General features: G+C 45.6%; 26 protein-coding genes and 1 other RNA gene. 10 read left to right on the forward strand and 17 right to left on the reverse strand.

Features of this window, described 5'->3' with window-relative positions; genetic code table 11:
* The first annotated feature begins 1 nt into the window (after position 1).
* The 4 genes from KFF44_RS14505 to KFF44_RS14520 all read left to right on the forward strand — a co-directional run bounded on the left by KFF44_RS14505 (position 2) and on the right by KFF44_RS14520 (position 1,983).
* Positions 2-319 (forward strand): cell division protein ZapA, encoded by a 318-nt coding sequence (locus KFF44_RS14505; RefSeq protein WP_255935450.1) that lies wholly within the window; start codon positions 2-4, stop codon positions 317-319.
* A gap of 10 nt (positions 320-329) precedes the next feature.
* Positions 330-490, forward strand: a non-coding RNA gene (ssrS, locus tag KFF44_RS14510) — 6S RNA.
* Positions 480-1,115, forward strand: a complete 636-nt coding sequence (locus tag KFF44_RS14515) for a 5-formyltetrahydrofolate cyclo-ligase (protein WP_255935451.1) — start codon at positions 480-482, stop codon at positions 1,113-1,115. Before ssrS ends, KFF44_RS14515 begins: the two co-directional genes overlap by 11 nt.
* Positions 1,116-1,170: 55 nt before the next feature.
* Positions 1,171-1,983, forward strand: coding sequence for a TIGR00282 family metallophosphoesterase (locus KFF44_RS14520; protein ID WP_255935452.1), 813 nt, complete (start codon positions 1,171-1,173; stop codon positions 1,981-1,983).
* A 3-nt stretch (positions 1,984-1,986) separates the two neighbouring features.
* On the opposite strand, the gene KFF44_RS14525 is transcribed toward KFF44_RS14520, so the two are convergent.
* The 9 genes from KFF44_RS14525 to KFF44_RS14565 form a co-directional block, all read right to left on the reverse strand.
* Entirely contained in the window at positions 1,987-2,802 is an 816-nt protein-coding gene (locus tag KFF44_RS14525; RefSeq protein ID WP_370691174.1) for a LytR/AlgR family response regulator transcription factor, read from the reverse strand.
* Positions 2,803-2,831: 29 nt separating this feature from the next.
* The gene (locus KFF44_RS14530; RefSeq protein ID WP_255935455.1) at positions 2,832-3,983 is read right to left on the reverse strand and encodes a sensor histidine kinase; all 1,152 of its coding nucleotides are present in this window, start codon (positions 3,981-3,983) and stop codon (positions 2,832-2,834) included.
* A gap of 91 nt (positions 3,984-4,074) precedes the next feature.
* Complete coding sequence (locus tag KFF44_RS14535; RefSeq protein WP_255935457.1) at positions 4,075-5,205, reverse strand: efflux RND transporter periplasmic adaptor subunit; 1,131 nt, start codon at positions 5,203-5,205, stop codon at positions 4,075-4,077.
* 29 nt (positions 5,206-5,234) lie between these two features.
* Positions 5,235-8,336, reverse strand: a complete 3,102-nt coding sequence (locus KFF44_RS14540; protein ID WP_255935459.1) for an efflux RND transporter permease subunit — start codon at positions 8,334-8,336, stop codon at positions 5,235-5,237.
* A 187-nt stretch (positions 8,337-8,523) separates the two neighbouring features.
* Positions 8,524-8,955: a hypothetical protein gene (locus tag KFF44_RS14545; RefSeq protein ID WP_255935461.1), complete on the reverse strand. Its 432-nt coding sequence runs from the start codon at positions 8,953-8,955 to the stop codon at positions 8,524-8,526.
* Between the two features lie 78 nt (positions 8,956-9,033).
* Positions 9,034-9,543, reverse strand: a complete 510-nt coding sequence (locus tag KFF44_RS14550; protein ID WP_255935463.1) for a hypothetical protein — start codon at positions 9,541-9,543, stop codon at positions 9,034-9,036.
* 120 nt (positions 9,544-9,663) lie between these two features.
* Positions 9,664-11,079, reverse strand: a complete 1,416-nt coding sequence (locus KFF44_RS14555; RefSeq protein WP_255935464.1) for an NAD(P)(+) transhydrogenase (Re/Si-specific) subunit beta — start codon at positions 11,077-11,079, stop codon at positions 9,664-9,666.
* Positions 11,080-11,088: 9 nt separating this feature from the next.
* On the reverse strand, positions 11,089-11,385 hold the full coding sequence (locus tag KFF44_RS14560) for a proton-translocating transhydrogenase family protein (RefSeq protein ID WP_255935467.1): 297 nt from the start codon (positions 11,383-11,385) through the stop codon (positions 11,089-11,091).
* A 3-nt stretch (positions 11,386-11,388) separates the two neighbouring features.
* Positions 11,389-12,516, reverse strand: coding sequence for a Re/Si-specific NAD(P)(+) transhydrogenase subunit alpha (locus KFF44_RS14565; protein ID WP_255935468.1), 1,128 nt, complete (start codon positions 12,514-12,516; stop codon positions 11,389-11,391).
* Positions 12,517-12,770: 254 nt separating this feature from the next.
* On the opposite strand from KFF44_RS14565, the gene KFF44_RS14570 reads away from it, so the two are divergent.
* Both KFF44_RS14570 and murI read left to right on the forward strand, forming a co-directional pair.
* Positions 12,771-14,210: a sigma-54 dependent transcriptional regulator gene (locus KFF44_RS14570; protein WP_255935470.1), complete on the forward strand. Its 1,440-nt coding sequence runs from the start codon at positions 12,771-12,773 to the stop codon at positions 14,208-14,210.
* Positions 14,211-14,216: 6 nt separating this feature from the next.
* Positions 14,217-15,050, forward strand: a complete 834-nt coding sequence (murI, locus tag KFF44_RS14575) for a glutamate racemase (RefSeq protein WP_255935471.1) — start codon at positions 14,217-14,219, stop codon at positions 15,048-15,050.
* Between the two features lie 9 nt (positions 15,051-15,059).
* Here the strand turns inward: murI and KFF44_RS14580 are convergent, their stop codons facing one another.
* The 3 genes from KFF44_RS14580 to KFF44_RS14590 form a co-directional block, all read right to left on the reverse strand.
* Positions 15,060-15,338 (reverse strand): DUF2312 domain-containing protein, encoded by a 279-nt coding sequence (locus KFF44_RS14580; RefSeq protein WP_255935472.1) that lies wholly within the window; start codon positions 15,336-15,338, stop codon positions 15,060-15,062.
* 139 nt (positions 15,339-15,477) lie between these two features.
* Positions 15,478-15,780, reverse strand: coding sequence for a DUF1244 domain-containing protein (locus KFF44_RS14585; protein WP_255935473.1), 303 nt, complete (start codon positions 15,778-15,780; stop codon positions 15,478-15,480).
* Positions 15,781-15,808: 28 nt separating this feature from the next.
* Entirely contained in the window at positions 15,809-16,591 is a 783-nt protein-coding gene (locus tag KFF44_RS14590; RefSeq protein ID WP_255935474.1) for an N-formylglutamate amidohydrolase, read from the reverse strand.
* 137 nt (positions 16,592-16,728) lie between these two features.
* On the opposite strand from KFF44_RS14590, the gene pyk reads away from it, so the two are divergent.
* Positions 16,729-18,198, forward strand: a complete 1,470-nt coding sequence (pyk, locus tag KFF44_RS14595) for a pyruvate kinase (RefSeq protein WP_255935475.1) — start codon at positions 16,729-16,731, stop codon at positions 18,196-18,198.
* Positions 18,199-18,218: 20 nt separating this feature from the next.
* On the opposite strand, the gene KFF44_RS14600 is transcribed toward pyk, so the two are convergent.
* On the reverse strand, positions 18,219-18,839 hold the full coding sequence (locus tag KFF44_RS14600) for an HAD family phosphatase (protein ID WP_255935476.1): 621 nt from the start codon (positions 18,837-18,839) through the stop codon (positions 18,219-18,221).
* A gap of 98 nt (positions 18,840-18,937) precedes the next feature.
* A complete protein-coding gene (gene ykgO, locus KFF44_RS14605; RefSeq protein ID WP_191251113.1) occupies positions 18,938-19,063 on the reverse strand; it encodes a type B 50S ribosomal protein L36 in 126 nt (41 codons plus the stop codon).
* Positions 19,064-19,539: 476 nt separating this feature from the next.
* Between ykgO and KFF44_RS14610 the strand changes: the two genes are divergently transcribed.
* On the forward strand, positions 19,540-20,664 hold the full coding sequence (locus KFF44_RS14610; protein WP_255935477.1) for a M14-type cytosolic carboxypeptidase: 1,125 nt from the start codon (positions 19,540-19,542) through the stop codon (positions 20,662-20,664).
* Between the two features lie 8 nt (positions 20,665-20,672).
* Here the strand turns inward: KFF44_RS14610 and KFF44_RS14615 are convergent, their stop codons facing one another.
* From KFF44_RS14615 to KFF44_RS14625, 3 genes are read right to left on the reverse strand one after another with little or no spacing between them, the layout of a single operon-like run.
* Positions 20,673-21,374 carry an MIP/aquaporin family protein gene (locus KFF44_RS14615; protein ID WP_255935478.1) on the reverse strand — a complete coding sequence of 234 codons (702 nt, stop codon included), beginning with the start codon at positions 21,372-21,374 and terminating at the stop codon, positions 20,673-20,675.
* A 23-nt stretch (positions 21,375-21,397) separates the two neighbouring features.
* Complete coding sequence (locus tag KFF44_RS14620) at positions 21,398-21,727, reverse strand: ArsR/SmtB family transcription factor (RefSeq protein WP_370691115.1); 330 nt, start codon at positions 21,725-21,727, stop codon at positions 21,398-21,400.
* 52 nt (positions 21,728-21,779) lie between these two features.
* The gene (locus KFF44_RS14625; RefSeq protein ID WP_255935483.1) at positions 21,780-22,313 is read right to left on the reverse strand and encodes an arsenate reductase ArsC; all 534 of its coding nucleotides are present in this window, start codon (positions 22,311-22,313) and stop codon (positions 21,780-21,782) included.
* A gap of 140 nt (positions 22,314-22,453) precedes the next feature.
* On the opposite strand from KFF44_RS14625, the gene KFF44_RS14630 reads away from it, so the two are divergent.
* Positions 22,454-23,161: a DedA family protein gene (locus KFF44_RS14630; RefSeq protein WP_255935485.1), complete on the forward strand. Its 708-nt coding sequence runs from the start codon at positions 22,454-22,456 to the stop codon at positions 23,159-23,161.
* Positions 23,151-24,284, forward strand: a complete 1,134-nt coding sequence (locus tag KFF44_RS14635) for a hypothetical protein (protein ID WP_255935486.1) — start codon at positions 23,151-23,153, stop codon at positions 24,282-24,284. The genes KFF44_RS14630 and KFF44_RS14635 overlap by 11 nt, the downstream gene beginning before the upstream one ends.
* Positions 24,285-24,333 lie beyond the last annotated feature (49 nt).

A 24,333-nucleotide genomic window follows, 5' to 3' on the forward strand; every position in this document is an offset into this window, starting at 1 on the left:
AATGGCGCAAATCTCTATCAATGTTAACGGAAAATCACACCTATTGGCATGTGCAGACGGTGAAGAAGAACAATTGAAGCAACTTGCTGAGTATGTAAATTCCAAAACGGTCGAACTTACTGAAAAGCTTGGGCATGTCAGCGAAAGCAAATTACTGTTGATGGCAAGTCTTTTGATTGCAGATGAATTAAATGAAGCATTAGAAGGCAAAGGACAACAGGGAATTATTGGCGGAATCTCTGAAGATGATCTCGCTGGAATACTTACAGAAGTCGCAGTTGAAGTAGAAGGTATTGCAGATCAGCTCGCAAAGTCCTAAGTAAGGGGCGCGGGCACTGCGCTGTGCGTCTGATACGAAGTAACCCCTGGGGCTATAACTACCTCTAGGGAGCTGTCCCTGGCCGAGATCGTGGTCTCTTTCATACGGCGCCCACCTGACTTGTCAGGTTCCAGAGGGTACAAACGTCAATACGGCAGAAGTGGTCCCGCACCTTCACCCTTCTGGCTTATGCAGCAAGAATAAAACACGGGTTATTCACTTGAACACCATATCCGAATCCAAAACGGCCCTCAGAAAAAAAGCTAAGCATATGCGTAGCGCCATGCATAAAATGTATAACATGGAAGCTGCGGAAAAAGCGGCGAAGCATGCTAAATCTCTTTTGAAAGACATACCTACTCAGGCATGTATTGGGCTGTATTCCTCTGTAGGCGATGAGCTTAACCCTTGTTTTCTAGCCCATGACCTTGAACAAAAAGGGTATCGCCTGGCGCTACCTGTTGTTACAGGAAAAAATACACCACTCGAGTTTAAGCGCTGGGGGCAAGGCGATCCACTAAGTGCTGGCCCATACGGCATAGAAGAGCCCGAAACAAACGCTCCAATTGTCATTCCTGACGTTCTGATTGTGCCCCTTTTGGCTTATGACGAGAATTGTTACCGGCTTGGATGGGGAGGCGGATATTATGATCGCACAATTGCAAAATATAGTGCTATAAAAGCTTTTGGCTTTGCCTATGCAGCGCAAATCGTTGATGACTTACCAACTGAGCCTCACGATTTACCTCTGCACGGGGTAATCACAGAAACCGGGGTTATCTTACCCAAAAAGTAAGCAAACAATTTCTATACTGCAATTGTTACAATTAAAAAGCTGGAAGTAAGTCTTTATGCGTATTTTGTTTTTGGGTGATTTAATGGGACGCAGTGGCCGTTCAGCCGTTATTGATGCACTACCAGAATTACGAAAATCACTTAAGTTAGACTTTGTAATTGTAAACGGCGAAAACTCAGCTTCCGGTTTCGGAATCACCAGCAAAATCGCTAATCAAGTTCTCGAGGCGGGCGCAGATGTGATTTCAGGCGGCAACCATTCGTTTGACCAACGTGAAATTATGTCCCACATGAATGCTGGAACAATTTTACGCCCTCTCAATTATCCGGAAGGAACACCAGGAAAAGGCTTTGGTCTTTACGATGCCCCGCGCGGCAAAAAAATCCTCGTAGTTAATGCAATGGCACGGGTTTTCATGAACCCGCTAGATTGTCCCTTTCGCGCAATTGACACAGTCTTAAAGCAATATCGTTTAGGCAACTCATTGGCGGCTATTGTTGTAGATTTTCACGGCGAAGCTACATCGGAAAAAATGGCCATGGGGCACTATCTGGATGGCAGAGTTAGCTTAGTTGTCGGAACCCACAGTCATGTACCAACGGCAGATTGCCAGATCTTACCGGCTGGCACAGGATATCAAACCGATGCCGGCATGTGCGGTGATTATAACAGCGTAATAGGTATGAAAAAGGAAGAGCCCATCAGTCGTTTCCTTACCAAGATGAACAAAGAACGCTATTCACCTGCTGACGGCGAAGCAACAATATGCGGAACATTCATTGAAACAGACGACCAATCAGGGCTTACAAAACGTATTGAGCCACTCCGTATAGGTCCGCGTTTGATGGAACATATCCCCCAAGTTTAACCGTTATAAGAACCGCCCAACAACGCTTTTATAGGAGCGACTGACCTTTAGCTCGGTTCCACCATCCAGTGTAAGGAAACATTCGCCGTTCGAATGAGGGCGAACCTCTTTGACTTTATCTAAATTCACGATTGTCGATCTGTGAATACGTTGGAAAATCTTGGGATCTAATCGTTTTTCCATAACTTTCATCGTTTCACGCAGGATATGTGTTCTTTCACCGATATGGATACACATATAATCACCAGCGGCATCAATATAATCAACATCCGCTATGTCAACGATTGTTATATGGCCTCTGTCTTTAATCCGTAATTGCGGATCGTAACGATCATCCTGTAATGGCTCATTCGGTGCCTCTAGTAAAGCAGACAGTGCCTCTTTCGGCGGATTTTCCATTCCTTCCAAAAGTTTTACAAGACGTGAATTTTGCTCTATCGCAGCACGTTGTGATACATGTTCACGTACCCTGTGCACTGCTTCCTGAAGGCGTTCTTCCTCGACGGGTTTTAACAAATAATCCAATGCATGGGCCTCAAAAGCCTCTAATGCATATTGATCAAAGGCCGTCACAAACACGACCAATGGGATCATACTTTCACCAACCAAAGCATTCAAAACAGAAAAACCATCAAACCCTGGCATCTGAATATCCAAAAACACCAAATCAGGCCGCTGCTCTTTGATCACTTTCACAGCTTCGCGGCCATTGGCGCAGCTACCAATAATCTCAATATCTTCATATTTCTCAAGCCGTATAGCCAACCCTCTGACAGCAAGAGGTTCATCATCAACAAGAAGGGTACGGATTTTTTTCATCATCTTTTCCTAGCGACAAACTTTAAGGGCTATAAACTATTTCGACTACTGTGTTCCAAAGGAATGGCAATCGTAATCCCCAAACCTGAGGGCTCTAGATTTTTAAGTGTTAATTCATGGGTTTCGCCGTAAATCTGTGTCAACCGGTCTTTGGTATTAACAATTCCAACACCTGAACCAGATTGGCTTACTATATTATTCACATCAGGTATGCCGGGCCCCGTATCCTCAAGCATTAACATAAGCCTTCGGCCCATTACATGTGCACATATCCTGATTGTACCGCCGTCTATTTCTGGAGCAATGGCATATTTAATCGCATTCTCGACCAAGGGCTGTAGTATCAAGCTCGGCACAAGCGCCGATTTCGCTTTATCATCAATATCTAAGACAATTTTAAGCCGTTCGCCAAACCTGACTGCCTCTATGTCCAGGTAAAGGCTAGTAGCTTGTAGTTCCTGCTCCAGGCTGGTTCGCTGTGTAGGTTGATTGACAAGCGTATACCGCAAAAAACTGGATAATTTCGTCAGCATCTTATTCGCGTCATCGCCAGCTTTTTCAAGAACGAGCGTTGAAATTGCATTGAGTGTATTGAATAGAAAATGAGGATTCAACTGATAACGCAGCATTTTAAGCTGAGCCTGATGCGCCATCGCCGTTGCCTTTAAGGCACGTTCTTGTTGCTCAAGAAAACCTGTATAGTAATGATACCCAAAATAAATCGACGACCATGCAAACAAGACTGTTGATTGAAACATTGCGTTATTGAATTGCGCAAACCCAGTTGCAAACCCAAAATCCGGAATCAAATAAGGCGCTATAAATGCTTCAATCGAAGACAATAAAAGCCCCAAAAGAGCACAGGATAAAATAGCAATAACAAACGTTATGACAACGCTACTATCTCTAACTCTTCTGTAAACTATGCGTAGAATACAGGTTAAGAGTATTCCAATAATGGCAACAGGTAACACAATAGGAAAGTTGAAACCAAACTCATCAAAGCTACTGATAGCGGTTAAACTATGGAATACTCGAACGAGAATATATCCCAACCATCCTGAACACTGGAACAGCCAAAAAGCCTTGTTTCGATCAGCGAAAATCGTATCTAGCAAAGATATTCCTCCAGCTCTTACCTGAGCTTGTTCTCTGTCTGTATGAGGGGAGCTAATACTCATTCCCAAACTCTCTGCTACATATTATGAGGCCACATGGCGCTGTCGCCAAGTGGCTTTTTATTATTTTCGACTAAAGGAGCCGTATTTTCCTTTATCTGCCAAGAACTGTTGCTTGAACTGGTTCTTTAATCGTTAGCGACTGACCGGGGCGTAAGCGCTCTCCGCCGCGGATAATTACAACATCACCATTTTCGATATTGCCTGAAACAGCAACGCGAGTTCCGTTGGCGGTTCCGGTTCGAACTGCTAACCTCTCGGCAGTATTATCGTCGCTTACACGAAATACAAAAGTGCCTTCACGGCGCAGAACCAATGCGTCACGAGGCACAGATACAACCCGTACAGGCTCGCTCGATGGAACGCCAACCTGAAGTGCTGATCCCACCACATATCTTTTGTTTTCTGGGGCAGCAACACGAATTTCCATAGTACGACTAAGTTCATCGCCAACAGGAACAACTGCACGGATTACGCTATTCTCGATAGCATTTTCGGCTAATACAGTGTTTTGACCACTAGTCAGTTCACGTTGATCTGTAAGTGTAACGGCAAGACCGTCAGTCAGAACACTCGACAGTGTAACAGGTGCTTGTGCCCGGATTTCCAAATGCTCGGTATCCACTAACCGTGCAATTTCACGGCCCGGAACAGCATATTCCCCGATTTGGGCTAAGCGCGCTACGACCCGCCCAGGAAAAGGAGCTAGAACCTCTGTTCTGGCTAGGTCAATTCGCGATTGTTCGAGGTTAATTTTTGCCTGTGCAAGCTCCTGCTCAGTCATTAGCAAATTGCTTTCCGCTTCTTCTACTCTGCTAAGCGGCGTATGTTTACGAAGCGCTAATTCGCGCAAACGTTCCAAATCCGATTTCAAAAATTTAATACGTGCAGTTAAGCGCCTAATCTCAGTTTCATTGCGTTCAACTGTCAGATTAATGTTTCTTGCGTCAATTTTTGCTAAAACCTCCCCTCTGCGAAGCAATGTGCCCTCTGGGGCAACCCATGTTACACGACCTGTTATTTCAGACGCAATTCGGCTATCATTCATACTGACTACCGTACCAGGCATGTAGATCTGGGGTGACATTAATTCATCACTCGCTTCAGCAACTTCAACCAGTGCCGGGGGTGGGCCTTGTTGTGCCATAAGTGGTGTTAAACCAGAAAAACTAGTCATTATTAACAGTGCGAACGGTTTTATATTTTTCATACTGATTGCTATCATTACACTATCCTCGTTTTCTCTATTATATTTTATTCAGCCGGCTGAAGGTTGGTTTGGGGTTTGGTGAAAATACGCTTTATCTGCTCGAAAAATTCGACCCGTAACAAGCATGGTAACAGCAAAAGAGTAAACACTGTTGAAAGCGTCATTCCCCCGACAATAGTCGTCGCCATACCACGATATATCGCACTACCGGCACCAGGGAATAGAACAAGCGGCAACATACCCATTATAGACGTTAGCGTGCTCATGAAAATTGGGCGCATTCTCAGGCCAAGCGCTCGCTCAACAGCATCTTCCCTGCTTAGTCCATCAGCCTCGCCCTGACGTGTTTGGGCAACTAGCAAGATTGCGTTGTTCACCACCAAACCAAGCAAAATGATAAATCCAATCATTGTTAAGAGATCGAGCGGAGCAAAACTAAAGATATTCAATATTTTTAAAGCAATCACACCGCCTACGGTCGCAAGTGGTATCGTAATCACCACAAGCATGGCATCCTTAGGCGATTTAAAAAGCGCCGCCAAAATCAGGAATAACAATCCAAGCGCAAGTACGAAATTCAGGGACAGTGAGGCCACAGCACGGTCTAGCGCATCCGCGCTACCGCCATAAGAAATCGTGGCTCCAACAGGTAGCATTTCCTTTAACTTGGGTTCGACATCACGCTTTAAGATTGCGATCATATCCTCCAGTGGCATTCCTTCAGGTTGAGTAATATTCAATGAAACATTACGCTTCCTATTCAACCTTTGAATAAAAGTAGGCCCCACACCGCGCTCAATCGTCACCAGGTCACCAAGCGGAACCGTTCCACCAAGCGGTGTTGCCAAAGGAACGTTTCTTAAACTCTCAGGGTCTGACCAGTCCTGTGCCTTTAAAATCATATCGACGCGTTGTTCGCCATCAAAATGCTCACCTAACCAAAGGCCATCACCCAGTGCTCTGATAATTCTTGAAATATCGGCGCGCGTATAGCCAACCTCGGCCAAACGACGATCATTTGGCGTAATTTGAAGTTCAGGTGCAATCACGTTAGGGTCTGGGTTTGGTCTAGCCTGCGCACCCGGTAACGCTTCTGATATTAAGCGCTGACCTTCAACCGTAACTTCACGAAGTTGCTCAAGGTCGCGCGCTTGAATGTTCAATTCAACCGAGCCGTTGCCGCCAAAGTTTCCAAACAGGTTTCCTTGTTGAGCGAAGGTAAAAACATCGGGGAAGCCAACCAAAATCTCTTCCCTAACCAGGCGTTCCAACTCTTTTACGTTACCCTGGTCTTTCGCCCTGACACCAAGGCTTCCGCCTTGCCCGCCTGGGAACGTAATAAAATAATAGTTTTTAAGAGCTGGTTCCTGGACGCCGTCCATATATGGCTGTAACCGATCCACAATAACCGAAACAACTTCTTCATCAATGGTTTCCATATTGGCCCCGGACGGGAACATCAGGAAGGCATCAACCGCATCTCTTTTGACCGGTGGCAGGTAATTTAAGTTCGGAAGCAATAGCCAGCTTAAACTAATAGCGCCAGCCATAAGCCCTGTAATCATTACGCCGCGGCGCACAGGTGTTGAAGAAAAGATCATTAAGCGACTTGCAAAACGCTTGGCGCGTTCGCCCGCGGTTTCGCTAGGCGGTAATGCCTTCAGGAAATATTTGGCTGCAACAGGTAGAACGGTAACCGCGACGATCAAAGATAGTGCCACCCCGATTGCAATCGTTAATGCCAAATCAGCAAACAATTGCCCCTCTACATCCTTCAAAAACAGAATTGGCACAAATATCGCGACAGTTGTCGCAGTAGACGCCAAGAGCGCACCCCATACCTGCCCTGCTCCCTTGAGTGAGGCTAAATTGGGCTTTTCGCCTTTTTCCCTTAATCGGACAATATTCTCCAGCACAACAATCGCTGCATCAAGAACCATCCCCGTTGCGAACGCAAGCCCCGCGAGTGATATGACATTCACTGTTCGGCCAAACAGGCCAAGCACCACGATAGTTGTCAGCAAACAAACAGGAATAGTTAGCGCAATTAAAAGTGTTGCTCTGACCTGACGAAGAAACCACCACAAGACGCCGACCGATAAAAGAACACCAATTAACAAGTTACCTGACAGAAGGTTGATTGCACGATTAATGAAAACCGATGGATCAAATGATTTTTCGATAGCAATGCCCTGTTCCTTCAATACAGTTTCGTTTAATTCATCTACAACCGCGGTTAGGCGATCAATTGCCGCTAAAACATTGGCACCACTCTCTTTGATCACACGCATACTGATTGCGGGGCTGCCGTTTTGATAAACAACCTGATTAGTCGCTGCTGGACCAACGGAAATGGTAGCAACATCACCGAGTGTAATCGGCCGACCATCCCTCCAGTCCAAAATCAAGGCTCTCAACTCGTCAGGTTCATACTTGCCTTGAAAATTCATCAGATACCGACGCCGTCCAACGTCCAGATATCCACCTGAACTATCCGTTGTCCGGCCAACACGGCGCGTTATATTATTAAGGTCAATTCCTAATTCTGCTGCACGTACAGGGTCAAACTCGATCTGCAACTGATCCCCAAGGCCCGATCCAGCTTCCAGGTTAACTTGGGCTATGCCTTCAACGGCCTCCAGTCGCGGTCGCACATTATCTTCAATAAAAGAAATATAATCCTCGCGTGCGAGTGCGCTATCAGCTCGAAACTGGGTAAATAGGTAAATGAGCGTTTCACCAGACGGATCACCACCGTTCATGACAATTTGTGGTCTATCTGCGTCAGCAGGCAATGGCGGCAACCGATTAAGGCGACTAATGATTTCAATCAGCATCCGATCCATATCGGTTTCGAGACTAAATTCCATAGAGACAAAGCCATTAGAAGAATTGGAGAATGTTCTAAGTTCCTCTAGGCCAGGAATACCCTGCATTACCTCTTCAATAGGCTCAATAATCTCGGACTCAATTTCAGACGGGCTAGCTGATCGCCAAAACGTCTGGATACCAATTTGCGGGCGTTCAATATTTGGGAACAATTGTACTGGTAACTTTGTCAGGGTAATAACACCTAACAACAGTGCTATCGCGACAAGCACCATCATTGCAGCCGGATTTTTCAGGCTTTTCTCTGTCAGCAACATCTCATTATCCTCGCATGGATTAATATTGCTGTTTTTATGCTTTAGAACAGATAGTGCGAAAAGGTGATTGCGCCTAAACGGACACAAGCCGCGACAGAGTGTTACATTCTAACATTTAAGTTTATCGTACCTAAACGTAAGCTTAGACCATGGTGTTTAATGTGAGGGTTTTATGAAGGAAAAGAGATCAGTCTTTGACGACATTTAATACCGAGTCTGATGTTGTCTTTTTGCTTAGCTCTTCAAATTCGCCAAGCCCACAACTTCCCCAAGGGCGTCCGAAATTATCAAGCACTGTCAAAATTTCACCGCGGCACAATTGATTGATCGTTGTGCTATAGGAAAAACGTTCTTCACGAGCGAGGCCGATACAGTTTCCATTTAGACGATTTAAATAACCGGTTTTACCGATACCACGAAAAAAAATCGTTTTATCGTCAATAACCTTGCTTTCCCGTAATCGACGCAAGTTTACGCAGCGCTTGATTTTCCCATTTTTTTCGTACTTTTCCATTATCGACGCCAAACGTTTTTCACCGCGCGATAGCTTTTCCTCATCAGCAAAAGCTGCCGGCGACAATGAAAATATCGCAAACAAAATAGCAATTTTAACAAACATTAGGGGTCTTTCTTACAAACGTACTGTGTCTATAGTATCTATGGATTTCTGAATATAAGCTTAATGTCGGATAACAAATCACACCAGTTCAAAAGTCTTGCGATACAGCTTCCGTAAATCTGCTTCCAAACGCTGTAACAACAATCGTTCATGCTGACCAATAGCAATCAAGGTATCATCAAATGCCACACCGTGAACGCAAGCAAGCTCAACAAGATAATTTATAAATGCGTCGCTACGCGCATCCAAAATCCACTGGAATTGAGTTTTTTCAATTGTTTTAGCTTTTACCCATTCAGCATATGTCTCAACCAAATGGGGCAACAATGCTTCTCCTATCTTATGTAAACCAAAACAAAACCCTTCAAACGGAGGTTTCTTTTCGTGTTCTGGTGTATCACTGTCTTCCTGCCTGCAGGATGCGACTGCTTCAAGCTCACTGACAATTTCAGCAAGCTTCGCATCCATCAAAGTCGCTAAATCATCCGCAACCTTTTGCTGGTTGGGAGACAGCACGGTTTTATCTTGGCCTTGAATAGCTTTCAGGCTTTCGCTCAAGAAATCAACAATGGTTGGGTTACTGTCCATGCTTAGCTTTCATAATGCAATATAAGATCAGTATATTGTATTGGCCTTTATTTCATCAATAAAAATAGCAAAGGGCATCCTAATCTATAGAATGCCCCTTAGCCCATTAACTATTACGCCTTAAAGAGCTTTTACAATCTCCTCAACCATTTTCTTGGCGTCGGAAAATAACATCATTGTGTTATCTCGGAAGAAGAGTTCATTCTCCACACCAGCGTAGCCGCTTCCCATTGAGCGTTTTATGAAGAGAACTGTATTGGCTTTCTCTACATCCAGGATCGGCATACCAAAAATTGGACTCTGCGGATCAGTTTTCGCTGCGGGATTCGTCACATCATTTGCACCGATAACAAATGCCACATCAGCTTGGGCGAATTCGCTATTGATATCTTCCAGTTCAAAAACCTCGTCATAAGGAACATTCGCTTCTGCCAATAGGACATTCATATGTCCAGGCATCCGGCCAGCAACAGGGTGAATAGCGTATGAAACATCAACACCCTCGGCTTTCAGCATGTCACACATTTCCTTCAGAGCATGCTGCGCCTGAGCGACTGCCATACCGTAACCAGGAACAATGATAACTTTGGCCGCATTCTTCATAATGAAGGCTGCGTCGTCAGCAGATCCTTGTTTAACAGGTCTTGTTTCCACAACGCCGCCAGATGCCGCTGCGCTATCATCTGCACCAAAACCGCCGAGGATTACGGAAATAAAGCTACGGTTCATCCCCTTACACATAATATAGGAAAGGATTGCGCCGGAGGAACCAACAAGCGCACCTGTTACGATCAAGGCCGTATTTGCAAGAGTAAAACCAATCCCGGCTGCGGCCCATCCCGAGTAACTATTTAGCATGGATACCACAACAGGCATATCAGCACCGCCGATCGGGATGATCAGCAAGAATCCAATGATAAAGCTGAGGCCAATAATCCACCACATGAGGTGCCCACCACCAGATGCAGCACCTTCAGAAGCTGCAAATGCGTAAATCAAGCCAACAATCGCCAGACCAAGAGCTGCATTTATGAAATGGCGGGCCGGTAGCATGATGGGCGCACCAGACATATTCCCATTCAATTTTGCAAATGCGATCAAGGAACCAGAGAAGGTTATGGCACCAATTGCCGCTCCAAGTGCCATTTCAATACGGCTAGCAACAAAAATACCATCCTCACCCCAAATACCGAAGGATTGCGGATTTAGAAATGCGGCAGCCGCCACCATAACCGCGGCAAGCCCGACCAGACTATGGAATGCTGCAACCAATTGCGGCATAGCCGTCATCGCAATCTTTCGTGCAATGACATAGCCAATACCGCCACCAACAATTAATGCACCTACGATCCATTCATAGGAAACAATCTCTGGGTTCAAAACTGTTGTAACGACCGCGATTGCCATACCTATCATGCCATAAAGGTTACCTTTTCGGCTGGTTTCAGGGCTGGATAAACCACGAAGAGAAAGAATAAAAAGCACTGCCGCGACGAGATAGGCGACAGCTGTTAAATCTGTTTGTAGCTGACTCATCACAATCCCCTATTTCTTTTTCTTATACATGGCGAGCATGCGGGCGGTAACGGCAAAGCCACCAAAAATGTTAATAGCGGCAAGCGCAATCGCGATGGCACCTAATACTTTAGCAATAGAAAAATCAGCTGGGCCCGTAGCGACCAAAGCACCAACAATAATCACGCTTGAAATTGCGTTTGTCACGCTCATTAGCGGTGTATGAAGTGCTGGTGTCACGGACCAAACGACATAATATCCAACGAATATAGCCATTACGAAAACTGTGAATTGTTGGATAAAGGGATTTACAAGAATATCATGCATGATTTAGCCCTCCAATAAACGGCTGTGAACAACAGCGCCGTCTTTAGTTACAAGCGATTCTGAAATAATCTCATCCTCAAAATCGATCTCCAGCACACCTTCTTTGACGTGCGGTGTAATAAAATTGAGGAGGTTTTTGGCGAATAACACAGACGCGTCAGCAGCCAAGCGTGAAGGCACGTTCCTGTACCCTACAATCGTTACACCGTGGGCTTCTATAATTTCACCGGGTTTGGAGAGTTCACAGTTACCGCCCGCTTCCACTGCCAGATCAACAATCACACTTCCCGGCTTCATTGATTTAACCATGTCTTCCGTAATTAAAGTCGGTGCCGGACGCCCTGGGATCAGTGCTGTTGTAATAGCAATGTCTTGCTTTGCCAGGGTTTCAGAGATCAATGCGGCTTGTTTGGCTTTATACTCATCGCTCATTTCTTTAGCGTAGCCGCCGGATGTCTCTGCTGCTGCTGTTTCTTCGTCTTCTACCATAACGAATTTACCGCCGAGGCTTTCAACTTGTTCTTTGGCGGCTGGGCGTACATCTGTCGCACTTACAATAGCGCCCAAACGCTTCGCAGTAGCGATCGCCTGCAGGCCTGCAACACCAGCCCCCATTACCATCACTTTTGCAGGAGCCACAGTGCCCGCTGCTGTCATCATCATTGGCATCCCACGGCCATAGTGGGCTGCGGCATCAAGCACCGCTTTATAGCCCGCCAGATTAGATTGGGACGACAATATATCCATCGACTGCGCGCGAGTAATCCTGGGGACAAACTCCATCGCAAAAGCGACCAAACCAGCGTCAGCATATGCATTCAGCCGGTCCTGCTCCACAAATGGGTTAAGCGCTGATAATTGAACGGCACCCTTTTTCACTGACGTTAACTGATCAGCCTCCAATCCTTGAACCGACAGAATAACATCAGCATCTTTAAGCGTATCTTCCAAGGTTGCTGAAATAGATGCGCCAGCTTCTGTGAAATCAGTATCCAGTATGGACGCTCCAGTTCCGGCTTCTTTTTCAACGGCAACTTCAAACCCTAATCCAATAAGTTTTTTTACCGTGTCGGGTGAAGCAGCGACGCGTTTCTCAGCATCACGGCGTTCCCGAACAACTGCGAGTTTCATGTATTCGTCTCCCTTAAAGATACGTTGCAGCAATACGTTAACAACAATTAGTATTACTCAGTCAAAGCAATCCCAAACCGCTTTCTTTACTTTCAGAAATCGTTTTTTCAGATCACCATCAACATAACAAGCAAATGATAGTTCACCAAATCCCAAAATGGTGCAAGAAAATTACAAATTAGCTAAAATTTTCTCATTCATTTTTTGTTAAGTGGTGTCCTGAAACGATACACTCAATGATAAGGAGTGATTCGATGAGTGATCGTCGCGTATTGATAGTAGAAGATGAATTAACACAATTGGTTCTCTTGGAATCTGTAGTTTCCAAAGCTGGCTATATTGTTGAAAAGGCCATGACAGGGCGTGAAGCCGTTAATCGGTTGATAGACAGAAATTTACCAGAAGTCGATGTGGTTTTGCTTGACCTGGTTATGCCTGAACTAACAGGTATCGAGGTTTTAGAGCATATTAGACCAACGCTTCCTAATCTGCCTGTTGTCATGCTAACATCCAAATCCTCTATCAATACAGTTGTCAAAGCGATGCAAGCGGGCGCCAATGACTTTCTGGTCAAACCAGCAAGTGCTGAACGCATTCGAACAGCATTGGCTGCTGCAATGGAAACAAGCTCGTTTGTAGGCGAAATTGCGCCAATGCAAGAAAGCTTGAATGAAAATGGCTTCGATGGCTTGGTTGGCAATAGCACGGCGATGAATAATGCCTTGTCCCTTGCGAAAAAAGCTTCAAACGCCAGCATCCCTGTTCTTATTGAAGGCGAGTCTGGTGTTGGTAAGGAAGTGTTTGCAAACGCCATCCATGACGCAAGCTTACGCGCAGGGAAACCCTTTGTAGCTGTAAACTGCGGCGCAATCCCTGAAAATCTTGTAGAGAGTATTTTATTCGGGCATGAAAAAGGAGCTTTCACCGGTGCAACCGAAAAACGCATCGGTAAATTCCAAGAAGCCGACGGTGGAACCTTATTCCTTGACGAAGTAGGCGAGCTGCCGCTGGATGTTCAAGTGAAACTACTAAGAGCCTTGCAGGAAAAGGAAATTGATCCGGTTGGAAGCCGCCATAGTATCAAGGTGAATATCCGTGTAATTTCGGCTACCAACCGCAATTTAACCAGTCAGGTGCGAAATGGTGCCTTCCGCGAAGATTTATTATATAGGCTAAATGTATTTCCAATTTCACTGCCCCCGCTTCGTGAACGCAGAAATGATGTGCCTGCACTAACGGAACATTTTCTTGAGCGTATCGCCAATATGGAGGGCTTACCGCACAAAAATATTAGCGACACTGCAATGTCGTTATTATCGTCTTACCATTGGCCCGGCAACATAAGGCAGCTTCAAAATGCGTTATTCAGAGCTGTCATCTTATCAGAAAGCGAAACACTAAACGCTGATGATTTCCCGCATCTTAGCGATATGAAATCGAGCAGCGTTGCCGAAGAGGCTTTCCCAAAGCGCTCCATCACTGATCCAAGTTTTGGAAATATTCGCTACCCGGAAGCCGCCTTAAATCTGGAAGATACCGAAGGGCAGTTCCGTCGTTTGAATGAACTTGAAGCAGACATCATTTCAAAGGCGCTAAAGAAATATAATGGAAAAATGACCGAAGTTGCACGAAGGCTTGGCATTGGACGTTCAACATTGTATCGAAAGGTAGCAGAACACGGTTTAGAACAGTGAGGTTACATGATTGGCGTTTTTGATTCAGGGTCTGGTGGTCTTACTGTTTTAGAGGCCCTTCAAAAACAATTCCCCAATCAAGATTTCATTTATCTGGGCGATCACGCCAACGCCCCTTATGGCCATCGCAGCAACGAACAAATCGTAGAATTCACCAAAGCAGGCGTCGATACATTAATGCAGAATGGATGTAAGCTCGTTATCCTGGCTTGCAATACTGCTGCAGCAGTCGCCCTTAGAACGCTCCAGCAAAACTGGTTGGAACACGCACACCCCGGAAAACGCATTCTTGGCGTTTTGGTGCCAATGGTGGAAGCGATAACAGGAGTGCCTTGGTCAAAAACATCTGCACACCTTGAAAATCACCCTCCACACAAAAATATTGCTGTTTTTGCAACACGTAAAACGATTGAGAGCAAAGCCTATGATCAGGAGGTTAGAAAACGTGCGCCCGGCATCACCTTATTTTCTAAAGCGTGCCCCGGACTTGTCGATGCGATTGAAGGCGGCGCTGGCGACCTTCCCGTAAAGGGGCTGATCAGTGGCTATGTTCAGGAACTTTTAGCGAAACACAATAATATAGATGCTGCTCTTCTAGGCTGCACGCACTTCCCGCTTGTGAAATCCTATTTTGAAGAGGCGTTGGGCAAGAATATTAAACTACTTTCACAACCAACTGTTGTTGCTGAAGCCTTACAAAGTTATTTGCAGGCACATCCAGAATTCGCGGCATCAGGTGATGGAATTACCAAGATCATGACAACTGGCAACGTAGCGAGCACAACAGCATTGGATGCATATTGTACTCGTCACTCCATCAAATTACTTACTGTAGACTAATTACCTAGCTTACTCAGAGGCTTCATCGGCTTTTTCAGGCAATTGACCACCTTCAATAGCGTGAAGATATACATCCAATAGCGCTTCTTGTTCCTGACGATCAGCCTGATCCATCTTACGGATAGAGATAACTTTGCGCATGACCTTTGTATCGAAACCAACAGCTTTTGCGCCGGCGTAAACTTCCTTAATATCCTCGGCGATTCCCTTCTTTTCCTCTTCCAAACGCTCAATGCGCTCAATAAAAGACCTGAGTTGTTCACCAGCTACGCCGCCCGCCTGTACCATAAGTTGCTCCCGAAATATTCTGTCTGGAAATACTGTTTTTGAATGTGAATTTAATCACAATATTTGCCGCACAATAACGACAGGACCCTAGCCGTTCAACGACAAAGTCAATTATTTTCACCACACTCGAACAATGTGGTTAATCTTGGTTCTTTACTACACTGTCTTTCATACGCTGAAGTTGCTCTTCGGTCGCTTTTCCTTGATATTTTTCCTTGTATTCACCGTAGGGCATTCCATAAATGCGTTCACGAGCCGCCTCTTTATCCATAGAAATTCCGACTTCATCAGCGGCTTCCTTATACCAGTCTGACAAGCAATTTCTGCAAAAGCCTGACCACCCCATAAGGTCGATGTTCTGCACATCTTTTCTATGATCTAAATGACTTAACAAGCGACGGAAAACAGCCGCTTCAATTTTCGTTTCCAGTTCTTCATTCATCAAAATGTCCTCGATTGTTAGTTTGGGCCTAATAATGTTTAATCGACTTGATATCCGGGCGGTTCATGCATTCATCAAGCGTATCCGCTAAAAGTGCCGCCCACTCCATAACCATCGATTGCTTCTTTAAGAGATCCTGTCGGATTTCAATCGTCGTTTGCGGCAATCCATGCGCCATTCCATGACGGTTCATCGTATAATACAGGTCTTTGCCAGAATATGGCTCATTATTCCCGATCGTTAAATCAGTTTCCCGTTCCATTAAGCCCATCATAGCTTCTGCAAGGCGCGGGTCTTTGTTCCACAGGAAACCAATCTGCCACGGCCTCACAAACCCATTCATAATGTTGGTAAAACTGTGCATGCCAATCACCAACGGGGTCTCTCCAGCGCTCAATTGATTTTCAATAATTGTATCGCATGCTTGATGAAAAGGCTCGTAGTAGGCTTGCCTGCGCGTTGCAATTGCCTCAGGCGTTAAACCCGTATTCCCTGGGATAAAGACCTTATCACTCGCTTCTGGCACCAAGGTTTCATGATTTGATTCACGGTTGCAATCAATCACCAATCGCGATACCCGTGCGATGATAGCTGTACCCCCCATCATATTGGCCATAGCCCTTGTTACGGCCTCTGCGCCGATATCTACCGCGATATGTTCGCCAAGATATTTTTCATCTAACCCTAAATTTTTAAGTACTGGGGGAATATAATTACTTGCATGCTCACAAATGATAACCAAACCACCCGTAGCGTCAGCGTTAATAATTTCCGGCTCAATCGTCTCTAACAGCATCAAATTACAATCCATAAAAAATTCATAGTATAAATGGCGCGAAAAAGCTGGACCTGCAAGCCTCTTTGCAGCACTAATGCAATCACAATAATTTTTACGGGTTAGGCAAATCGCCGTAGCGTTAAGATCAGGTAAGTTTCAACGGAGTGACCATGACTGAAATGTCGCCATGCATCAGAAGAAATAGAAAAACACGCATTGTCGCAACCTTGGGACCTGCAAGTAGCAGTAAAGAGCGTATCAAAGAACTTTTCTTGGCAGGCGTAGATGTTTTCCGCTTGAACATGAGCCACGGTGAACACGAAGAAAAAGAGGCACTTGTTCATACCATTCGTGCCGTCGAGCGGGAGGTGGAGCGCCCAATCGCTATTCTTGCAGACCTACAGGGTCCTAAACTTCGGATCGGCAAATTTGCCAATGGCCCCGTGAACCTGAAAACCGGTGGTATGTTTACACTTGATTTAACCGACATTCCTGGCAACGAACTAAGAGCTCCGCTTCCACACAAAGAAATTTTTGACGCACTGGAAATTGGCACCGAATTATTGCTCGATGACGGCAAAATACGTTTAAAAGTAGAAGAAATTGACGGTGAAAGCGCGAAGTGCCGCATCCTGGTTGGTGGCCCGCTATCAGACAAGAAGGGTGTCAATGTTCCAAACGCGGTATTACCACTCGCAGCACTTACTGACAAAGACCGCAAAGACCTAACATTTGCTCTTAAATGCGGCGCCGATTGGATTGCTTTATCGTTTGTCCAGCGTGCCGCCGATGTTGCAGAAGCGAAGAAGCTAGTTGGCGGTAAGGCGGCCGTTATGGCAAAAATTGAGAAACCTGCCGCGGTCAATAGCCTGAATGAGATCCTTGAACTAGCAGACGGCGTGATGGTAGCGCGCGGTGACTTAGGCGTTGAAGAACCTCTTGAAAATGTCCCTGGCATTCAAAAACAACTCATTCAAGCGGCGAGACGCGAAGGAAAACCCGTTGTCGTAGCAACCCAGATGCTAGAAAGTATGATCAAAGCACCTGTGCCCACGCGTGCAGAAGTTTCTGATGTTGCAACCGCGGTCATGGACGGCGCTGATGCGGTAATGTTATCAGCTGAGTCTGCCGTTGGTGACTACCCCATAGAAGCGGTTGAAGTTATGAACCGGGTCGCCATGCGGATTGAAGGGGAAGCAAACTACCACACCCACCGCCGAGATGACCGTGCAAGCCCAAATGCAACAACAGAAGATGCGATTTCTGCGGCTGCACGTCAGGTTTCGGATACGGTTGACGCCAAAGCAATCGTAACCTTTACCACCTCTGGTGCTACTGCCCTCAGGGCTGCGCGAGAGCGCCCAAATGCCCCCATCCTTACCCTGACACCTCGTATCAGTATTGCCCGAAGGCTTGCAATTGTTTGGGGGCTACACACCGTTAAAACAAAAGATGTGACTGCATTTGAAGAAATGATCGGCAAATCCAAGCGTATGGCGCTGAGGCAGGAACTGGCTCAAAGGGGAGACCGCATTGTCGTGACCGCTGGCGTACCTTTTGGCACACCGGGCGCCACCAATGTACTGCATATTGCTTGGGTGCAAGGTGATGAACTTAAAGGCTTTGAACAGGAAAGCTAAGAAGCTATTCAGCACCATTCTTAAAGAACACCAACGTCCTTCAAGTGCGCTTCAAGTTTCACGGGGCCATCATCCGGCCCTGTAAACAAATGCCCTATCATTCCTGATACTTCCCCCGCCTTTACGTTTTCAGCTCTGTCATCAACAAATAAAGTCCTTGATGGGTCGAGATTAAACCGCTCGATAATCAAATTGAATATCCGAGGATCAGGCTTAACCATACGCTCCTCGCCTGACACCACAACGCCCTTGAAATGGCGCGTAAACTCATATTGCTCAGCAAAGGCCGGCCACTTCTCCTGTGAGAAATTCGTGAGCGCATATAGTTCAATATCGGTTGCTGCTAACCGGTCAAGTATTCGCACGGTTCCGTCAATCTTAGCTTTGATGGTATCATCCCATCGGTAATCGAAAGCAGAGATCAATTCCGCATACTCTGGAAACTGTTCAGATAATATGCGGACACCTTCAGCAAATGGACGTCCCTTGTCGTGTTCTGTATGCCATTCAAGGGTAACAATGTTTTTGAGGAAATATTCCAATTCCGCCGAATCAGAAATTAACTGCTCGTATAAGTGACGCGGGCTCCAATCAACAAATACATTGCCAATGTCAAAAATGATCGAGTCAATATTTCTCACCACAAGCTCTCCCCAAACAAGTTAGCCGCGCAACTCATAGGAGTGCACGGCTACCAAAATCATACTCTAGGGCTATTGATTAAGCCCAAAGGCTTTTATTAGCCCTGACGTGCTTTAAAGCGACGCTGAGTTTTATTGATAACGTATGTCCGGCCTTTACGGCGGATAACCCGGCAATCGCGGTGACGGGATTTCAATGATTTAAGACTGTTACGTACTTTCATGGCTCGTCTCTCTAAGCAAACCTGTTAAAATTGTTATCTGACATCAGGATTACCTTCAGGCAATCTCTTCATCAGACTGAAACGACGCGAACGCCATTTCTCGAATCCATTGGCGGCGGACACTACTCAGTAGTCATATAACTGTCAAGGGGAAGGCGTGTAAAAGTTTTGGGGCTTTTCAGGTTTCAGTCATAATAAGCCGATGCCTATTCGCCTGTAAAAGCATAAGAGGCACTTATCACAAGGAATTAAGCGCCTCTCCAATCCCGTTAGATAGCGGGAGTCATATGCTCACGTCGATACGTCAGTGAAATATTAGTACCACAACGAGACCAATTTGTCACGTAAATAGCATGGCAACAATGCTGTCTCATATGACGATTCTCTGATTCTAACCGGATATAAATATATCGGGTAAATTGACGCCGAACGACGGACGCGATACACCACATACAGAATCAATTCGGAGGCATATCATGCATATCTCAAGCGCATTCGACAGCGGCAATATTACAGTCCTGAACGCATCAGACCCTACAAGCATCCAGCTTGCTATTAACAAAGATCATATGTCTGATTTTTATCAATGGTTTCATTTCCGCCTCTCCGGTGTTGCAGATACACTTTGCACACTGAGCATCATGAATGCAGGCGAAGCCGCATATGCAGACGGATGGCCGGGTTACAATGTATGTGCATCATACGACCGCGAAACATGGTTTCGGGTTGAAACCGAATATAACGACGGCATTCTGACGTGGTCGATTGAACCTGAGCAGGATAGTTTGTATTTTGCGTATTTTGCCCCCTATTCTATGGAGCGTCATGCAGACCTGATTGCTGAAGTGTCTGCGAGCCCGATCGTCCGCACGAGCGTTCTTGGCCATACACTGGATGGTCAGGATATGGATTTAGTGGAAGTCGGATATGGGCCAGAAGGTCGCAAAAAGATATGGTTGGGCGCTCGTCAGCACCCGGGTGAAACTATGGCCGAATGGTGGATGGAAGGCGCCTTTGATTACCTTCTCGACCCGGATAATCCTGCGGCACGCAGACTTCTAGAAAAAGCGCATTTTTATATCGTTCCGAATATGAACCCTGATGGCTCAAAGCGCGGCCATTTACGTACAAATGCTGTTGGCGTAAATTTAAATCGCATCTGGGATACAGCAAACATGGAGACCAGCCCTGAAGTATATCTAGTTCGGGAAAAAATGCACGAAACGGGCGTTGATTTCCATCTTGATGTCCACGGTGATGAAGCCCTTCCTTACAACTTTATCGCTGGATTTGAAGGCATTCCGTCCCTGACTGACAAACAAACAGATCTTTATAATCGTTACCAAGATACACTTTGCGCGCTGTCCCCGGATTTTCAAAAAGAAAAAGGATATGATACCGACGAACTTGGAGCCGCGAACTTGGGAATGTGTACAAACTATATGGCAGAAACATTTGGCTGCCTAGCCATGACCCTTGAGATGCCATTTAAGGACAATGCTAACCTACCTGATGCAGAGTTTGGCTGGTCACCAGAGCGCAGCAAACACCTAGCGAAGGCATGCTTGGACACAATCGCTCAATTAATCGATGATCTATAAACGCTGATTTATACGATGTTTTCAGGTGCCTCAGCCATTGGGGCACCTGCTTCATCGGTACCATCTTCTTCTAACAGTATTTTAAAGACACCAAACGCAATCAAAGCACCAAGAAGCTGCGCGATAATAAATAATGGCACGTCTTCACGCATAATACCTGAGAATGTATCGGTGAAAGACCGCGCAAATGTTACCGCAGGATTCGCAAAACTGGTCGATGCTGTGAACCAATATCCTGCGGTTATATATAACCCAACTGCATAAGGCACGACATCAGTGCGAAACTTTACGCACCCCAGTATTGTTGCAAGCAAACCGAAAGTTGCCACAGCCTCGCTAACCCACTGCCCCATTCCCGTGCGTGCATTGGTAGATGCCTGAATAACCGAGATATCAAACATCAGATGCGCCAAAAATACACCAGCAATAGCACCGAAAAACTGAACTGCCATATATGATGGAAATTCTTGTCGAGTTAATTCCCCTTTAAGGAAGAAAACAAGCGAAACAGCAGGGTTAAAATGCGCCCCCGATATCGGCCCGAATATTAGAATGAGCACTACGAGGATAGCACCAGTTGCAATCGTATTCCCCAAGAGGGCAATAGCAGAATTTCCGCCTGCCAAAGTTTCACCCATTATGCCTGAACCAACAACCGTGGCCAGCAACAACATGGTTCCGATAAATTCAGCCAATAACTGACGCTTCATTGCTCTTCCTCTTCAAGGCTCATCTAGATACAAATGACTTCGTCCAAAAATGGTGCACAATCTGCGGGATTGCCCCCACAACAATCTTCCATCAAAAAGCCCAACAGGTCCCTCATCGCGTCAAGGTTAGCAAAATAACGTATGGATCTACCTTCCCGTTTACTGGTCACTAATCCAGCATTTGAAAGAATAGACAAGTTTGATGAGACCGTATTCTGAACCTTATCAAGAGTTTCTGATATTTTCCCCGCAGGCATTCCAGAATGGCCGGATCGCACCAACAACTTAAAAATATCCAATCGGCTTTCCTGCGATAAAGCAGTGAGCATTTTTAGTGTATCTCTTTTATCCATATATCGAGATTATTCGATATATTAATTAATATCAATTCAAAATGAGACTCATTTACCGATCATGCATCTGGCTTTGGTCTGCAATCGTGGTGATCCGTTGTTGCAATTCTTCTTGAGAGAGAGTGCCAAACGGTATTTCTACGAGCGCCTTGGAGAAAGCTTCAACTGCCTCATAAATAGTCTCGGTTTTAGCCATGATTTCATCATCGCTGCCCGTTTGCGTAGCAGGGTCTGCAAAGCCACAGTGTGCTCTTATTGGCGAACCGGGCCAATACGGACATGTCTCCCCTACCGCATTGTCACAAACAGTTACAACAATATCCATTTTCGGCACATCATCGCCCGCAAACTCATCCCAGCTTTTTGATCTATAGAGCGCAGTATCATACCCTTTCTGATCCAGTAAGCGCTTCACATGTGTATTGATCATGCCAGAAGGTTTACTGCCTGCGCTAAATGCTTTTATTTTTCCTGCACCAAATTTATTGAGCGTTGCCTCCCCCATAACTGAGCGCGCTGAATTACCCGTACATAAGACCAGAACATTAATAATGGGATTATTATCGTTAGTGATCGCATTAGACATTTTGATTTGTACTCCTTGTTCAAATCAGGCCACACATTTACTCACATTTGTGTTTGTGACCTTTCATTGTCTTTTTAAACCTCTATATATGCCTCTATATGCAAAACATGACAGTTTAGTTTCAGTACTGTATGAAGTGTATGGAAAGAGTAAATTACGACCATGATGGGGATTGGCATATTTCTGTAGATTCAACAATTAACTGGTTATTGTCACTCGCCCATGATCCATGGAGCCTAGCAATAGCGCTTGCCATAGCAACACTGGTATCAGAAGATGCTGCCTTGATCACAGGGAGCCTCCTTGTCGGTAACGAAATGACCAGCCCCGGGCTTGCAATTTTTGCACTCGCTTTTGGTATTGCTGCTGGTGATGTTGGATTATATGGATTGGGGGCTCTCGCCAAAAAAAGCCGTTTTCTGAGGCGGCGATTGCCAGTTAGGAAAACTCGCTCGCTCAAACGTTGGTTAGAAAAGCGGCAAACCGCTGTATTATTTTCTTCGCGGTTTTTACCAGGGACGAGGCTACCTACCTACTTAACATTTGGATTCTTCGGGCTTTCCCTCACACGGTTTACCATTGTAATGACTATCGCTGCTACAGTTTGGGTTAGTGCGATGGTCTTGTTTGTTAGTCAAATTCAACAGCTTTTATCTGAATTTGGCAGCACAGCTGGAATAATCGGCGGTATTGTCTTTGCCTTTGCTTTCGTCGTTGTAATACCGTTTTTAATACGGAAATCCGACCGCACTGAAGAACTACCCCTGTCTGAAAATATCCAAAACCCGTCCTCAGACGTTAACAATGCTGCTACCGCAACAGTTACAGGTACCAATAATGCAGAATGATATTTGGGCAATGCCGCGAAGCAATGAACAGCACGCTGGTATGCCAATTCTTGATGAAACTGCGCATGATGTTTCATGGTTTGAATTTGCACCCATGAAACTCTTTTACACACCTGTTGCATTATATTGTGCTTGGTTATCCATGCGCCACATGGGCATTACTTTACCTACCAATTCAAATCCGGGCCTACCCTATTCCGGGCTTGTTGGTGAAAGTAAAAACGCGGTTCTTAACCAGGTTACTGGTGTCAGCAGGGATTGGATATCCCCGTATATTTTGTGCCTGAGATGGTCTGGAAATGGAGGCGCAGATAAGACATTAAAAGAGGCTTTACACAGCATGAAAGAACACTCGCTGGCGTTTCCTTTGGTTGCAAAGCCAGATCTTGGAATGCGCGGCGCTGGTGTTCAGGTCGTCAAAAGTGAGGAAGACCTTCTGCGCTATATCAAAGCCTTTCCGCAAGGTGCCAATTTCATGCTTCAAGCCTTGATAAATGAAGAGGGTGAAGCGGGCATATACTATGTCCGACATCCTGATCAGGAAAAAGGGGAAATTATCAGCCTAACCCTGAAGTATTTTCCGCGTGTATATGGTGACGGAAAAACAACCCTGAAGCAGCTGATCAAAGACGACCCAAGAGCAGGTAAACTGGCGCATTTATATTTTGAACGCTTCCGCGGTCGTCTTAATGAGGTTATAGCTGAAGGCGATTCTGTTCGTCTCGCGTTTGCAGGAAATCATTCAGCCGGCACCATTTTTCGAAACGGTGAAAACGACATTACAAACGCAATGCGTGACACCTTTGATGAAATTGCCAAATCTATGGGCGAGTTTTACGTAGGGCGTTTTGACATAAGGTTTGGTGACTTTAATGCGCTAAAACAAGGATATGGCTTTCGTATTATTGAAGTAAACGGTGCGGGCGGCGAACCAACACATATATGGGACTCCAGAACAACAATTCGGAGTGCATATTCAACCCTGTTTTCTCAGTATAAGCACCTTTATGCTATTGGCGCGAAAAACCGAGCACGCGGATTTAAACCAAATACCCCAAAAGAACTGATCAATGCGTGGTGGCATGAGAAGCAACTCACCACCCATTACCCAAATACACACTAGGACACCTGTCCCAGCAGGATGAATATATTTGAGTTTCGTTTTTCCAATG

The sequence above is a fragment of the Kordiimonas sp. SCSIO 12610 genome (assembly GCF_024398015.1).
Classification (GTDB): domain Bacteria; phylum Pseudomonadota; class Alphaproteobacteria; order Sphingomonadales; family Kordiimonadaceae; genus CANLMI01.